This is a genomic window from Streptomyces sp. NPDC054849, assembly GCF_053610945.1.
Window position 1 is genome coordinate 29,988 of the sequence record NZ_JBSGZI010000065.1, and the last position, 14,324, is coordinate 44,311.

General features: G+C 72.6%; 11 protein-coding genes and 1 pseudogene. 10 read left to right on the forward strand and 2 right to left on the reverse strand.

All coding sequences use genetic code 11. The features are described 5' to 3' along the window. Nucleotides 1-78: 78 nt before the first annotated feature. Both ACWGIF_RS25070 and ACWGIF_RS25075 read left to right on the forward strand, forming a co-directional pair. Nucleotides 79-1,635 (forward strand): carboxylesterase/lipase family protein, encoded by a 1,557-nt coding sequence (locus ACWGIF_RS25070; RefSeq protein ID WP_453500742.1) that lies wholly within the window; start codon nt 79-81, stop codon nt 1,633-1,635. A 79-nt stretch (nt 1,636-1,714) separates the two neighbouring features. Next, nucleotides 1,715-2,722: a LacI family DNA-binding transcriptional regulator gene (locus ACWGIF_RS25075; RefSeq protein WP_453500743.1), complete on the forward strand. Its 1,008-nt coding sequence runs from the start codon at nt 1,715-1,717 to the stop codon at nt 2,720-2,722. An 85-nt stretch (nt 2,723-2,807) separates the two neighbouring features. Here the strand turns inward: ACWGIF_RS25075 and ACWGIF_RS25080 are convergent, their stop codons facing one another. Together ACWGIF_RS25080 and ACWGIF_RS25085 are read right to left on the reverse strand one after the other, a co-directional pair. After that, a complete protein-coding gene (locus ACWGIF_RS25080) occupies nt 2,808-3,668 on the reverse strand; it encodes a phosphatase PAP2 family protein (protein ID WP_453500744.1) in 861 nt (286 codons plus the stop codon). 192 nt (nt 3,669-3,860) lie between these two features. Continuing rightward, on the reverse strand, nt 3,861-4,862 hold the full coding sequence (locus tag ACWGIF_RS25085; RefSeq protein WP_453500745.1) for an alpha/beta hydrolase fold domain-containing protein: 1,002 nt from the start codon (nt 4,860-4,862) through the stop codon (nt 3,861-3,863). A 229-nt stretch (nt 4,863-5,091) separates the two neighbouring features. On the opposite strand from ACWGIF_RS25085, the gene ACWGIF_RS25090 reads away from it, so the two are divergent. From ACWGIF_RS25090 to ACWGIF_RS25125, 8 genes and pseudogenes are all read left to right on the forward strand, one after another. Next, a complete protein-coding gene (locus tag ACWGIF_RS25090) occupies nt 5,092-5,532 on the forward strand; it encodes an ATP-binding protein (protein WP_453500746.1) in 441 nt (146 codons plus the stop codon). Between the two features lie 136 nt (nt 5,533-5,668). After that, a pseudogene (locus ACWGIF_RS25095) lies at nt 5,669-7,294 on the forward strand (AMP-binding protein); the annotation flags it as partial. After that, nucleotides 7,280-7,960: a thioesterase family protein gene (locus ACWGIF_RS25100; RefSeq protein WP_453500753.1), complete on the forward strand. Its 681-nt coding sequence runs from the start codon at nt 7,280-7,282 to the stop codon at nt 7,958-7,960. The pseudogene ACWGIF_RS25095 and the gene ACWGIF_RS25100, both read left to right, overlap by 15 nt. Continuing rightward, nucleotides 7,942-10,245, forward strand: coding sequence for an oxidoreductase (locus ACWGIF_RS25105; protein ID WP_453500747.1), 2,304 nt, complete (start codon nt 7,942-7,944; stop codon nt 10,243-10,245). Before ACWGIF_RS25100 ends, ACWGIF_RS25105 begins: the two co-directional genes overlap by 19 nt. Before the next feature lie 12 nt (nt 10,246-10,257). Next, complete coding sequence (locus ACWGIF_RS25110; protein ID WP_453500748.1) at nt 10,258-11,328, forward strand: carbon-nitrogen hydrolase family protein; 1,071 nt, start codon at nt 10,258-10,260, stop codon at nt 11,326-11,328. Next, nucleotides 11,325-12,443 (forward strand): cupin domain-containing protein, encoded by a 1,119-nt coding sequence (locus tag ACWGIF_RS25115; RefSeq protein WP_453500749.1) that lies wholly within the window; start codon nt 11,325-11,327, stop codon nt 12,441-12,443. The genes ACWGIF_RS25110 and ACWGIF_RS25115 overlap by 4 nt, the downstream gene beginning before the upstream one ends. Nucleotides 12,444-12,462: 19 nt before the next feature. Beyond that, the gene (locus ACWGIF_RS25120; RefSeq protein WP_453500750.1) at nt 12,463-13,401 is read left to right on the forward strand and encodes a fumarylacetoacetate hydrolase family protein; all 939 of its coding nucleotides are present in this window, start codon (nt 12,463-12,465) and stop codon (nt 13,399-13,401) included. Nucleotides 13,402-13,464: 63 nt separating this feature from the next. Beyond that, nucleotides 13,465-14,190 carry a maleate cis-trans isomerase family protein gene (locus tag ACWGIF_RS25125; RefSeq protein WP_453500754.1) on the forward strand — a complete coding sequence of 242 codons (726 nt, stop codon included), beginning with the start codon at nt 13,465-13,467 and terminating at the stop codon, nt 14,188-14,190. Nucleotides 14,191-14,324 lie beyond the last annotated feature (134 nt).

The window sequence follows — 14,324 nt, forward strand, 5'->3', positions numbered from 1 at the left end:
ATTGCGATGTGTTGACGACCGACAATTTCACGCCATAGTCTCAGCTGTCGGCGCGCATCCCACAGGAAGGAACGGCTCATGCCCCACTCCCCAGGTCAGGACCAGACGATGGTGGATCTCCCCGCCGGGCGTCTGCACGGCTCGACCGAGGGCGGTGTCACCGTCTTCCGTGCCGTGCCCTACGCCGCACCACCGATCGGTGACCTGCGCTGGAGACCCGCGCAGCCGCACGCCGGGTGGAGCGGTACGCGGGACGCCACCGCTGACGGCCCGAGCGCCCCGCAGATGTACCGGGAAGGCGGCGACCCCGTGCTCGGTGGGCACGGATCGCCCCCCTTCGACGAGGACTGTCTGACCCTCAACCTCTGGACCCCCGCCGTCGACGGTGCCCGCCGACCGGTGCTCGTCTGGATCCACGGCGGCGGCTTCGTGTCGGGCTCCGGCTCCCTGCCCGGCTACTCGGGGGAGACCTTCGCGCGCGACGGCGACCTCGTGGTCGTCGGCATCAACTACCGCATCGGGCCGCTCGGTTACCTGTACACCGGGGAGGACGGCGAGGCGGGCAACCACTGGCTCACCGACCAGCTCGCCGCCCTGCGCTGGGTGGGGGAGAACATCGCCTCCTTCGGCGGCGACCCGGACTGCATCACGGTCGCCGGCCAGTCGGGCGGCGCCGTCTCCACCGCCGCGCTCGCCGGCCATCCGCAGGCCCAGGGCCTGATCCGGCGGGTGATCCTGCAGAGCCCGCCCTTCGGCCTGGACCTCCCCGATCCCGAGGCGTACCTGGAGCGCACCGCCGCCTATCTCGAGCTGACGGGCGCCAAGGACCTGGCGGAACTGCGCACGCTGCCCTGGCAGGAGCTGATCGGCGCGGGCGCCGGACTGTTCGCGCAGACCATGCGGTGGGGGTACTGGCCCACGCCCTTCCTGCCCGTGATCGACGGGGTCACCCTCAGCAGCCACCCGGCGCAGGCCCTGCTGGACGGAGCGGCGACCGGCATCGACGTCATGATCGGCTGGACGCGGGAGGAGGCGGCCTTCGGTTTCGCCCTCGACGAGGGGTACGCCGCAGCCACCAGGGAGCAGGTGACCGACCGCATCGCGGACACGTTCGGAAGCGCGGTCGCGGCCGAGGTGTACGCGGCGTACGAGCGCGCCAGGCCCGGCGCCGGGCCGGCCGACGTTTTGATGGACCTCATCACGGACGAGCTCTTCCGGGTGCCCGGCGTCCGGCTGGCCGAGGCCAGGGCCGAGGCGGGCAGCCCGGTGTGGGCCTACCAGTTCGACCTTCCCACGCCCGCGTACGAGGGCCGTCTCGGCGCCGCGCACTGCCTCGAACTCCCCTTCGTCTTCGACAACTTCGACCAGTGGGCGCACGCACCCTTCCTGGCCGGGCTCCGTCCCGCCGTCCGTGACGGCCTCGCCTATGCCATGCACCGGGCGTGGATCGCCTTCGTCCGCACCGGCGACCCGAACCATCCGGACCTGCCGCAGTGGCGGCGCTACGACACGCAGTCGCGCACCACGATGCGCTTCGACTCGGTCGTGACGGCCCTCGACGACCTCGCGGGCGCCTCCCGCCTGCTGCACGGCCCGGCGCGCACGTCTGCGCACACTTCCGCTCCCCTGATTTAACTCGTGTAACCTGGAAGGGAAGGAGCATCCGAACAGCAGCCGGGCAGCAACCCGAGCAGAAGGAGCGTCGAGGGACGTCATGGCCAAAGACACACACGTCCCCGCATCCGTCACCAGCGCCGACGTGGCCCGCCTCGCCGGGGTCTCGCGCGCCACGGTGTCCTTCGTCCTGAACGACACGCAGGGCCACCGGGTCAGCGCGGGCACCCGCGCCCGGGTCCTCGACGCCGCCAGGCAACTCGGCTATGTACCCCACGCCGCCGCCCGGTCCCTGCGCGCCGGCCGCAGCAACCTCGTCCTGATGCCCGCGTCGATCTCCGCGGTCGGCCGCCTCGTCAGCGACTGGGTCGACGACCTGCACAGCGAGCTCGACCGGTTCGGCTACACGGCCGTGCTGCACGCCGGCCGCTTCGCCGACCCCGTCGACGCCGCCCGGGCCTGGGCCGAACTGCGCCCCGCGGCCGTCGTCGCACTGGACGGCGACCGCTTCACCGCCCAGGCCGCCGAGGTACTGGGCCGCGCCGGCGTGCGCGGCCTGCTGGCCTTCGCGGCCCACCCCGTCGAGGGCGTGCACACCATCAACTTCGACCACACCCACATCGGCGCCACCGCCGCCGAGCACCTCATCGCGCGCGGCCGGACCAGGATCGGCGTGGTCATGCCCCAGGAGCGCGGCCTCGGCACCCTCGCCCGTCCGCGCCTCGCCGGCGCCGAATCGGTCGCCGCCCGGCACATGGCGACCGTCACCCCGGTGGAGCTGGCCTACACCCGCGAGTCCGCGGCGGCGCTCGCCCGGCGCTGGCGGAGCCTCGGCCTGGACGCCGTCTTCACGTACAACGACGAGTACGCGGCGTTGCTGCTGCACGCGTTGCAGGCCGAGGGCATCGCCGTACCGGACGAGGTCGCCCTCGTCGGCTGCGACGACCTCGTCCTCTCCGCGCTCCAGCAGCCCGCGCTGACCACGGTCCGGCTCGACATGCCGTCGGCCGCCCAGATCGCCGACGCCGTGCACGAGCTGATCGAGACGGGGACGGCGGCGCCGGTCCAGGCCGTGGAAGCCGTGCTGGTCCCGCGTCTGTCCTCCTGAGGGCCGGGCACGCATCGTCCTGCCGAGGGCCCGGGGGGACAGGTCGTCCCCCGGGCCCCCGGGCGGCTCGGACCGCGGTCGGTCGTCAGCCGCCGTCGGTCACCGCCGCACCGGCACGCGCGGCCGCCCCCCGACGGTCGTGGGCGCGGTGGTCGTGGGTCCGTATGCCTTCCCGTGTCAGTGCCGGGTGGAAGAGCCACCACACCAGCAGACCTGCTCCCGCGCCCGCGGCGGCCCCGGCCACGGTGTCGCTGAGCCAGTGCGCGTGCAGCCAGGTACGGCTCCACATCATGGCCAGCGTGAACACCGTGCCCCCGAGCCACCACGCCCGCCGCCGGGCGGCCGGGACCAGCAGCGCCCCGACGACGATGACGAGGAGCGCCGCCGTGGCCGCGTGTCCGGACGGGAACGAGCCGTGGTCGACGCGGACCAGCGGATCGGCCGGGCGCGGCCGGTCCACCAGGTGCTTGAGCCCCTGCACGACGAGCATGTTGCCGCCGAGGTACACCGTGAGCAGGAAGCCGGCCGAAGCCCAGCGCCTGCGGATGAGCAGCAGGATCAGCAGGGAGAGCGGGATGAGCGCGCCGACCGGGCCGCCGAACCAGTCCAGGATGGCGGCGGCGGCCTGGGGGAGCCCCGTGTGGGGGCCGCCCATCCAGACCAGCCAGCGGTCGTCCAGTCCCTGGAAGGGCGGATCCGCGATGTCGGAGCGGACGACGAGGGCCGACAGTACGGCGGCCCCGATGAGCAGGAGACCCGCAAGGAGGCGGCCCGGGCCGCGGGCCGCCTCGGACCTGGCACGGCGCTCGCTCCTGCGGGATCCGCCGGATCTGAGGGCTTCCTCGGATCCGGCGGCTTCCTCAAATCCGGCGGGGTCCTCGGATCCGCCGGGTCTGTCGGGTCTGTCGGGTCTGTCGAAGGGAGTGGGGGCGGGAAGGGTGGACATGGCCGACTGCCTCTCGCAGCCGCGGGAGTGCCCGCGGCCGTGTGTGCTCTGGAGGGGGGAACGCGGGGGCGCGGCCGGGCCGCGCCCCCGGCGACGGAACGGGACGCGGGACCGGTGGCGAGGCTCCGCGCGAAGGGTGTCCTGCCGCGCGGGACCGGGGGCCGGGCTCCGCGCGGAGGGGTGTCACCCGGATCAGGCCGGGTTCGCGCCGCCCGGTTCCCGTCCCCCGTCCGGCCCGGCCTGCGAGGCACCCCCGAGGTGCCTCGTCAGGAAGGCGACGCTCTCCTCGACGATCGCCGCGATGTCCTGGGAGCCGAGGAAGATGTGGTCCGCGCCCTCCACGGGCTGCAGGACGACCTCGCCCCCGGCACTCTTCAGCGCCGCGGCGAGTACCTCGCTCTGGCTGTAGGGAACCAGGCCGTCCCGCGTCCCGTGCACGAGCAGGAACGGCGGCGGGTTCGAGCCCTCGGCGTACGTCACCGGGCTCGCGGCCCGCGCCCACTCCGGGCGCTCGGCCACCGATGCGCCGAGCAGGGCCTTGTAGGGGTCGGGGAACTCCATGCCTGAGGCCATGGCCGGCATGGGGTGGCCGGCCAGCGCGACCAGGTCGGAGACGCCGTACCAGTCGACGACCGCGAGGACCCCGGTCTCGCCCGAGCCGACACCCTGCGTGCCCTCGAGGGCCGCGCCCCCCGGGCCGTCCGGGCCGGTGAGGCCGGCGAGTGCGGCCAGGTGTCCGCCCGCCGACTCGCCCCAGACGCCGATCCGGTCCGGGTCGATGCCGAGGACGCCGGCGAACGAGCGGACGTAGCGGATCGCGGCCTTCACGTCGTGCAGCTGGGCCGGGAAGGGTGCTTCGAGGCTGTGCCGGTAGTCGATGGAGACGAGCGCGAGCCCGGCCGCCAGCACCGTCCCGTGCAGCAGGGCGGCGGGTACGGTCGGCGGCGGGTAGCGGCGGTCGCCCTCCAGCCAGCCACCGCCGTGGATCCAGACGACCGCGGGGAACGGTCCTTCGCCGGCGGGCACCTGGACGTCGAGCAGCCGGGGGCGATAGCCGGGCGTGGTCGCGTAGGTGACCCCCTCGAAGCAGCGCACTCCGTCCGCGCCGGTCACGGGGGGTACGGGGGACTGGTACGGCGGAGGCGGCCAGGTCATGTCGGCGATGTCGAACGCGGCCGGGGGGGATTGCGTCATTGCGGCCCTTCCAATGCGGCGGGGTACCGGCGGGGTCGGATGCAGGCTTCGCGTCCTTTGTCCGAAATGCTTGCGCGAGCCGCCGGGCGAGGCGTAGCGTGTTACACGTGTAATCAAAGACTCTAGCGACGCATTTCCGCTGACGACAAGCCCACAGGCGATCCATCTTCAGGATCAGTGACACGAGCTACCCCAGCGGCGCGCCGCCTTCCCCCTCCGGGAGCACGTCATGCTCACCATCACCGGCAGTTCCGCGATTCCCGCCGTGCGGAGTTTCGCCCACTGGGTCACCGACCCCATCGCCGCAGACGTTCCGCAGGTCAGAGGCCGTGTGCGCGTCACGCTCGAAGACTGGCGGGTCCCCTGTGGGGCGGTGGACGTCCTGCTGCTGGCCGTCAGTGAACTCGTCGGCAACGTCGTCCGGCATGCGGGCACCGGTCGCATGCGGGTCGGGATGGCCGCCGGTGGCGGCTGGCTCCGACTGGAGGTCGCCGACCAGGGCGCCGGGCTGCCGCGGCTGCCCGCCCCCCGGGCCGAGATCGACCCGGAATCCGAGGACGGACGCGGACTGCTGCTCGTGCAGCTGCTGACGGCCGAGCTGGGCGGTGAACTCTCCGTCATGGCGCACGAGTTCGGAAAGTCCGTCCGGCTGCGCATTCCCATGGTCTGAGCGCGGACGGGGGTGCCGGGCGGTCTCCGGAGAGGGTGCTCCGTCTCGCCGGATATCGCGGGATGTTGACGGACGGCAAATATTCGACATACCTTGCTCCCATCTCCCCGCTGCTCCCTGATTGAGGTGCCGCCCCATGGAGCTCTCCCCTTCCGCGCATGCCGATTCCTTCTGTCGGGACCGGCTGCCGCCCTTTCCCCTATGGCCCGAACTCCGCTTCGAAATACCGGAGTTGGACTATCCGGACCGGCTCAACTGCGCTGGGCGCCTGCTCGACGACGCCGTCGAACTCCACGGCCCCGACCGCCCCTGTCTGCTCACCCCGACCGAGCGCTGGACCTACGGCGAACTGCAACACCGGGCCAACCAGGTGGCCCAGGTCCTCACCGAGGACTTCGGCCTCCGGCCCGGCAACCGCGTCCTGCTGCGCGGACCGAACAACCCCTGGCTGGTCGCCGCGTGGTTCGGCGTGCTGAAGGCCGGCGGCGTCGCCGTCACCACCATGCCGCTGCTGCGCGCCACCGAACTCGCCGAACTCACCGACATCAGCCGGCCCACGGTCGCCGTGTGCGACCACCGCTACGCCGAGGAACTCGACACCATCCGCCGGCCCGGCCTGCCGGACCTGCCCGATCTGCCGGTCCTCACCTACGGGGGCCCCGGACCGACGGACCTGACCGCGCGCTGCGCGGCGAAGGACGGCCGGTTCGCCACCGTGGTCACGGCCGCGGACGACGTGGCGCTGATCGCCTTCACCTCCGGTACGACGGGCCGTCCCAAGGCGACCCTGCACTTCCACCGCGACGTCCTGGCCAACGCCGACACGTTCTCGCGGCACGTACTCAAACCCCGCCCGGACGACGTCTTCACCGGCACACCGCCCCTCGCCTTCACCTTCGGGCTCGGCGGGCTGGTGGTCTTCCCCCTCCACGTCGGGGCCGCGACCCTGCTGATCGAGCAGGCGGCCCCGCTGCAACTGGCCGAACTCGTCGCGGCCCACGGGGTGACCGTGCTCTTCACCGCGCCCACGGCCTACCGCGCGATCATGGAGGCGGGGGCGGCGGACCGGCTGGCCGGGCTGCGCCGCTGCGTGTCCGCCGGAGAACCGCTCCCGGCCGCGGTGTGGCACGAGTTCCACGCCGCCACCGGCCTGCGCATCATCGACGGCATCGGCGCCACCGAGATGCTCCACGTCTTCATCTCGGCGGCCGACGAGGACATCCGGCCCGGATCCACCGGCCGCCCCGTTCCCGGTTACCGCGCCGCCGTGGTCGACGAGCACGGCGACCCCGTCCCCGACGGGCAGCCCGGCCTGCTCGCGGTCACGGGACCCACCGGCTGCCGCTACCTGGCGGACCCGCGCCAGACCTCGTACGTCAGGAACGGTTGGAACATCACCGGCGACACCTACGTCCGCGATGCGGAGGGCTACTTCTGGTACGTAGCCCGCAGCGACGACATGATCGTCTCCTCCGGCTACAACATCGCGGGCCCCGAGGTCGAGAAGGCCCTCGCCGCACACCCCCACGTCGAGGAGTGCGCGGTCGTCGGAGCCCCGGACGAGCGGCGCGGCATGCTGGTCAAGGCCTACGTCGTCCTGGGCGCCGGCGTCCCGCCTTCCGAGGCGACCGTCCGCGAGCTCCAGGCACACGTCAAACGGACCATCGCCCCGTACAAGTACCCGCGTGCCGTGGAGTTCGTCACGGAACTCCCGCGGACCGGCACCGGAAAGCTGCGGCGCGGCGAACTGCGCGAGCGCGCCCGCGCTCGCGTGGACGCGTCACCCGCCGGACCGGCCACAGCGGCCGGTCCCGTCACCAGGCCTGCCACCGGCCTCGCCAACGGGCCTGCCACGCTGCCGTCAGCGCCGCCGTCGGAGCCGCCCGCCACCGCGCCGGTCACACGGCCCGAGCCGCCCACCGCGCCGGTCACATCGCCCGAGCCGCCCACCACGCCGGTCAGATCGCCCGAGCCGCCCAGCATCGTCGTCGAACGCCGCGTCGAGTGGACCGACACCGATGCAGCCGGGCACTACCACCACTCCACCGTCGTGCGCTGGGTCGAGGCGGCCGAGGCCGTCCTGCTCCACCGCCTGGGCCTGTCCCACCTGTTCGGGAGCACGCCCCGGGTCCACTTCGAGGCCGACTACCGGGCACGGCTGTGGTTCGGGGAGGCGGTGCGCACCGAGCTGAAGGTCGTCAAGGTCGGCTCGGCCTCCCTGCACTACGCCTTCACCGTACGCGGCGCACAGGGCGTGGAGGCGGCCACCGGCCGCATGGTCATCGCCCATTCGGCCGCCCACGCGACCGGGTCGACCCCCTGGCCCGCCGATGTGCGCGAGCTGTTGGGCACGGCGGGGCCGCAGACACCCGAACTACTCACCATCGCCGCATCACCTGGAGGTACGCCGTGCGCGTCGCAGTCATAGGAGGAGGGCCCGGCGGACTGTATTTCGCGGCCCTGACCAAGCAGCTCTCCCCGCACTGGGAGGTCACCGTCTGGGAACGCAACGCCCCCGACGACACCTTCGGCTTCGGGGTCGTCTTCTCCGACGAGACGCTCGACGGCATCGCCCAGGCCGACCGCGAGATCCACGACGCCATGTCCGCGGAGTTCGCCCGCTGGGCCGACATCGACGTCCGCTACCGGGGCTCCACCCTCACCTCCGGCGGCCACGGCTTCGCCGCACTCGGCCGCCGGCACCTGCTGCGGATCCTCCAGGAGCGCTGCGCCGCCCTGGCGGTGGACGTCCGCTACCGCACCGAGGCCCCGCCCGCCGCCGAACTCGCCGCCTCCTACGACCTGGTGGTGGCCTGCGACGGCGTACGGTCGGCCACCCGCGCCGCCTACGCCGAGACCTTCGGCACCGACCTCGACGAGCGCTCCGGCCGCTACATGTGGCTCGGCACGGACAAGGTCTTCGAAGCCTTCACCTTCATCGTCGACGAGCAGGACTTCGGCACCCTCCAGGTGCACGCCTACCCCTACGACGCCACCCGCTCCACCTTCATCGTGGAAATGGAGGAGGAGGCGTGGCGACGCGCCGGCTTCGAGGAGTTCGCCGGCCGACACCATCCGCCGGGCACGAGCGACGAGGAGAGCATCCGGCGCTGCGAGGAACTCCTCGCAGGCCACCTCGACGGCCACCGGCTCATCCCCAACAACTCCAAGTGGCTCCGTTTCACCACCGTCCGCAACCGCACCTGGCGGCACGACAACGTGGTCCTCCTCGGAGACGCGGCCCACACCGCGCACTTCTCCATCGGATCCGGCACCAAGCTCGCGATGGAGGACGCCCTGGTCCTCGCCGCCAGCCTGCACGAACACCCGGACGTGCCGACCGCGCTCGCCGCGTACGAGGACGAGCGCAGGCCCGTGGTGGAGTCCACCCAGCGTGCGGCGCAAGCCAGCCTGGAGTGGTTCGAGCACATCGACCGGTACACCGGCCAGGACCCGCACCAGTTCGCCTTCAACCTCCTCACCCGCAGTCGCCGGGTCACCTACGACAACCTGCGCCTGCGCGACGAGGGCTTCACCAGTGCGGTCAACCGCTCCTCGGCCGTCCCGCCCATGTTCCGTCCCTACCCGCTCGGCGGACTGCTGCTGCGCAACCGGGTCGTCGTCCCGCCCACCGCCCTGCACACCGCGCGCGACGGCGTCCCCGGCGACTTCGACCTCGTCCACCTCAGCACACAGGCCCTCGGCGGCGCCGGCCTGGTCCTCGCCGGGATGACGGCCGTCAGCGCCGACGGCCGGGCCACCCCCGGCTGCCCCGGGCTGTGGACCGACGAGCAGGAGGCGGCCTGGCGGCGCATCACCGACTTCGTCCACGGTCAGTCCGACACCTGCCTCGGCATCCAGCTCACGCACGCCGGCCGCCGCGCCGCCGCCGCCCGCGACGGACAGCGGATCGCCGCTTCGGCCCTGGCCTGGGACGAGCGGAGCCCGGTACCGCGCGAGGCCGACCGGGCCGATAGGGACGCCGTCGTAGGGGACTTCGCCCGTGCGGCCCGGCGCGCCGACCAGGCGGGCTTCGACGCGCTGGAACTCCAGTACGGACACGGCCACTTGCTCTCCGGCTTCCTGTCACCGCTGACCAATCTGCGGACCGACGAGTACGGCGGCGATCTCGACGGCCGGCTACGGCTTCCGCTCGAAGTGCTGCGTGCGGTCCGCGAGGTGTGGCCGGCCGGCAAGGCCCTGATCGTACGGATCTCAGCCGCCGACTGGGCCGAGGGCGGCACCAGCGAGGCCGACGCGGTCACCATCGCCCGCGCGCTCGCCGAGGCCGGCGCCGACGCGGTCGACGTCTCCACCGGCGAGGTCGTCGCCCACGAGCGGCCCCGCTACGGCCGCAGCTACCAGACCCCGTACGCCGACCTCATCCGCAACGCCACCGGCGTCCCCACCATCGCCGTCGGCGCGATCTCCACCTACGACGACGTCAACTCGATCATCCTGGCCGGCCGGGCGGACCTGTTCGGTGTCGGCCGCGCCCAGCTCCACGACCCCCTGTGGACCCTGCACGCGGCCGCCGCCCAGGGCTACCAGGGCCCGGCCGCACCCTGGGCGCGCGCCTGGCGGGCGGGCAGCGGCCGGCCCCCGTCGGCCCGGACCGACCGGATCCCGCCCCGCCTCGAGCTGCTGCGGCAGCCCGCCGCGTCCGTCCACCGGCGCTGGCTGCCCCGCGCCGCCGCCCCCGCCCACCGATAGCCGGAGGTGCCCATGTACACCGACAGGGACACGGGCGGGGAGGACCTGCCCCGGTTCACGGCGGCGGCCGTCCAGGCCGCACCCGTCTACCTCGACCCCGCCGCCACCGTGGCCAAGGCCGTCGCCCTGATCGCCGAGGCCGCGGACAACGGAGCCGCACTCGTCGTCTTCCCCGAGGCGTTCGTCCCCGGCTACCCCTACTGGAACTGGACCATGAACCCCGTCCAGGGATCCCCCTGGTTCGAACGGCTCCAGCGCTCCTCCGTCGACATCCCCGGCCCACACGTCGACGCCCTGCGCGCGGCGGCCCGACAGCACGGCATCGTCCTGGTCATCGGGGTCAACGAGCGCGCGCCGCACAGCCTCGGGGTCCTCTACAACACCCTGCTCACCATCGGACCCGACGGCGCACTCCTCGGCGTCCACCGCAAACTCGTGCCGACCTGGGCCGAGAAACTCACCTGGACCGGCGGTGACGGCAGCTCCCTCGTCGTCCACCCCACCCCGATCGGGCCTCTCGGCGCACTGGCCTGCGGCGAGAACACCAACACCCTGGCCCGCTTCACCCTCCTGGCCCAGGGCGAACTCGTCCACGCCTCCTGCTACATCGCCCTGCCCGTCGCACCCGCCGACTACGACATGGCCGACGCGATCGCCGTCCGCACCGCCGCCCACAGCTTCGAGGGCAAGGTCTTCTCCGTCGTCGCCTGCTCCACCATCTCCCCGGAGATCGTGGACACCCTGGCCGGGGACGACGAGGAGCTTCGCGCGCAGTTCACCCGTCCGCGCAGCGCCCTCTCCGGGATCTTCGGCCCCGACGGACGCCCGGTCACCGAACCCCTCGTCGACGACGAGGGAATCGTCTACGGCGAGATCGACCTCGCCCGGTGCATCCAGCCCAAGCAGATGCACGACATCGTCGGCCACTACAACCGCTTCGACGTCTTCCGCCTCGAAGTGGACAACCGGCCCCGGCGGCCGGTGACCTTCACCGCGCCCCTCGCGCCTCCCACACCCTTCGCGCCCCCCACGCCCCTCGCAACCACCGCCCCCACCGCCGCCACCCCTGAGGAGGACGTATGACCATCGAGCAGGACGACACGATGCTCGGCCGCGCCCGGGTGTCCGACACCCCCGAACTCACCGCGTACTACGAAGAGCTCGGCGCCCTGGACGCGGGGGCCCTGTGGACCGTCGCCAACGACATCGAGCCCTGGTACCCGCAGCCCCGCTCCGTGCCCATGCTGTGGCGCTACGACGAGCTGCGCCCCCTGGTCCACAAGGCCCTCGGCCTCGTCAAGGGCGACGATGCCGGCCGCCGGGTCGTCATGCTCGTCAACCCGGGCCGCAAGGACGTCAGCGCCGCCGCCGGACTGCTCTACACGGGGCTCCAGATCATGGGCCCCGGAGAGGCGATGACCGCCCACCGCCACCAGGCGGCGGCCCTGCGCTTCGTCCACGAGGGCACCGGAGCCTGGACGATCGTCGACGGCCAGAAGCTGAAGGTCGGCCCCCGCGACTTCGCCATCACCCCGAACGGCACCTGGCACGAGCACGGCAACGACGCCGAGGACGCCCCGGTCATCTGGCAGGACGGACTCGACATCCCGCTGGTCAACGCCCTGGACGCCGGGTTCTACGAGGTCCACCCCGAGCTGTATCAGACCCCGGGGAAGGTCATCAACTCCTCGGTCCTGACTTACGGAGCGAACCTGTTGCCGTACGGAGCCGACACGTGGACCCGGCCCTACTCGCCGCTGCTCGCCTATCCCTGGGAGCCCACGTACGAGGCCCTGCTGGGTCTCGCCCAGGCCACCGAGGGCTCCCCGTACGACGGGGTCATCGCCGAGTACACCAACCCGGTGACGGGCGGTCCGGTCATGCCCACCATGGGCGCTCACATGCAGTTGCTGCGCCCCGGCCAGGCCACCCTCGCCCACCGGCACACCGGCTCGGTGATCTACACGGCCGCCAAGGGCCGCGGGGTCTCCGTCATCGGCGGACGGCGCTTCGAGTGGAAGCAGGGGGACATCTTCTGCGTCCCGTCCTGGGCCTGGCACGAGCACCACAATCTCGACCAGGCCGAGGACGCCTGCCTCTTCTCCTTCAACGACTTCCCCGTCATGCGCTCGCTCGGTTTCCACCGGGAAGAGGCGTACGCCGACCACGGCGGGCACCAGCCCGTCACCGCCGCCTGACCCACGAGGAGCCCCCAGCATGCGCATGCTGACCTTCACCACCGGAGCCACCGGAGCCACAGGAGCCACCGCAGCCCCCGGAGCCACGGAGCGCCTCGGCGTCGAGGCCGACGGCCTCGTCCTCGACCTCGCGGTCCTGGCCGAGCACGCGGGCGTACGACTCCCGCACGACCTGCTCTCCTTCGTCCAGTCCGGCCCCGCCGCCCGCGAGACGGCCATGCGGCTGCTCGCCGCCGACCCCGCCGGCCGGCCGGCCGGGGCCGTCCACCGGCCTGACGATGTGATCCTGCGCGCCCCGCTGCGCCCCGGCAAGATCATCGGGGTCGGCCTCAACTACATCGAGCATGTAGAGGAGTCCAGCCGCAGCCTCGACACCGACAAGGACCTGCCGCCGCGCCCGGTCCTCTTCGGCAAGCCCGCCACCGCCGTCACCGGCCCCGGGCAGCCGATCCTGCACAACGCCGACCTGACCACCCAGCTGGACTGGGAGTGCGAACTCGCCGTCGTCATCGGCCGCACCGCCTTCCGGGTGAGCGAGGAGGAGGCGTACGACCACATCTTCGGCTTCAGCATCCTCAACGACATCAGCGCCCGCGACCAGCGCCGGTCCGGCCAGTGGTTCTTCTCCAAGGGGCAGGACTCCTACGCGCCCTTCGGCCCGGTGATCGTGACCCGCGACGAGATTCGCGACCCCATGGCCCTGGACCTCTCGCTGCGCGTCAACGGCGTCACCAAGCAGAAGTCGAACACCCGGCACATGCTCTTCCCCATCGCCCGCCTCATCGCCGACATCAGCTCCGGCATGACCCTGGAGCCCGGCGACGTCATCGCGACGGGCTCGCCCTCCGGAGTCGGCGCCGGCATGGTCCCGCCCGAGTTCCTGCACCCCGGTGACACCGTCGAAGCCACGGTCGAAGGCATCGGCACCCTGACCAATCCCGTCGTCGACGCCCGCTGAGGAGTACCCGTGTCACCCCGCACCTACCGCATCGGCCAGATCGTTCCGAGCTCCAACGTCACCATGGAAACCGAAGTCCCCGCCATCCTCCGGGCCCGCCACGCCGTCGCACCCGACGAGCGCTTCACGTTCCATTCCAGCCGGATGCGCATGACCCACGTGACCCCCGAGCAGCTCAAGGCCATGGACGCCGACTCCGACCGCTGCGCCGTGGAACTCTCCGACGCGCACGTCGACGTACTCGGCTACGCCTGCCTGGTCGCCATCATGAGCATGGGCCTCGGCTACCACCGGACCTCGGAGCAGCGCCTGCACACCCGCACCGCCGAGAACGGTGCGCCCGCCCCCGTCGTCACGAGCGCCGGAGCGCTCGTCCACGGACTGCACACCATCGGCGCCCGGAAGATCGCGCTGCTGGCCCCCTACATGCGCCCGCTCACGCAGACCGTCGTGGACTACCTCACGCACGAGGGCATCGAGGTCCTCGACCACCAGGCCCTCGAAATCCCGGACAACCTGGAGGTCGCCGCCCACGATCCGGCCCGGCTGCCGGGTCTCGCGCGAGCCCTCGACTACGCCGACGCGGACGCGGTGGTGCTCTCGGCCTGCGTGCAGATGCCGTCGCTGGGCGCCATCGAGGAGGCCGAACAGCTGCTGGGCAAGCCGGTCGTGTCCGCGGCGGTCTGCACCGCCCACCAGATGCTCCGGGCCCTGGACCTGGACGCCGTGGCCCCGGGGGCGGGCCATCTGCTCTCCGGCGCCTACGCGCGGACACCGCTGCCGGGGTAGCCGCATCCTGGGCCGTCTCTTCCGGATCTTGCCGGGCCCGCGACGCCCGGCACCGCACCCGGCCGCGTCGTCGGGGCGCCCGAGTACGTCCAGTACACGGGCGCCCCTCCGCCTTGCCGGGCACGGCACCGGAC

Excerpts from the sequence above, each read along its gene's own strand:
- ACWGIF_RS25115 (WP_453500749.1), top strand. The coding sequence starts at position 11,325 with ATGACCATCGAGCAGGACGACACGATGCTCGGCCGCGCCCGGGTGTCC.
- ACWGIF_RS25070 (WP_453500742.1), top strand. The coding sequence starts at position 79 with ATGCCCCACTCCCCAGGTCAGGACCAGACGATGGTGGATCTCCCCGCC.
- ACWGIF_RS25085 (WP_453500745.1), bottom strand. The coding sequence starts at position 4,862 with ATGACGCAATCCCCCCCGGCCGCGTTCGACATCGCCGACATGACCTGG.
- ACWGIF_RS25110 (WP_453500748.1), top strand. The coding sequence starts at position 10,258 with ATGTACACCGACAGGGACACGGGCGGGGAGGACCTGCCCCGGTTCACG.
- ACWGIF_RS25120 (WP_453500750.1), top strand. The coding sequence starts at position 12,463 with ATGCGCATGCTGACCTTCACCACCGGAGCCACCGGAGCCACAGGAGCC.
- ACWGIF_RS25125 (WP_453500754.1), top strand. The coding sequence starts at position 13,465 with ATGGAAACCGAAGTCCCCGCCATCCTCCGGGCCCGCCACGCCGTCGCA.
- ACWGIF_RS25080 (WP_453500744.1), bottom strand. The coding sequence starts at position 3,668 with ATGTCCACCCTTCCCGCCCCCACTCCCTTCGACAGACCCGACAGACCC.
- ACWGIF_RS25075 (WP_453500743.1), top strand. The coding sequence starts at position 1,715 with ATGGCCAAAGACACACACGTCCCCGCATCCGTCACCAGCGCCGACGTG.
- ACWGIF_RS25090 (WP_453500746.1), top strand. The coding sequence starts at position 5,092 with ATGCTCACCATCACCGGCAGTTCCGCGATTCCCGCCGTGCGGAGTTTC.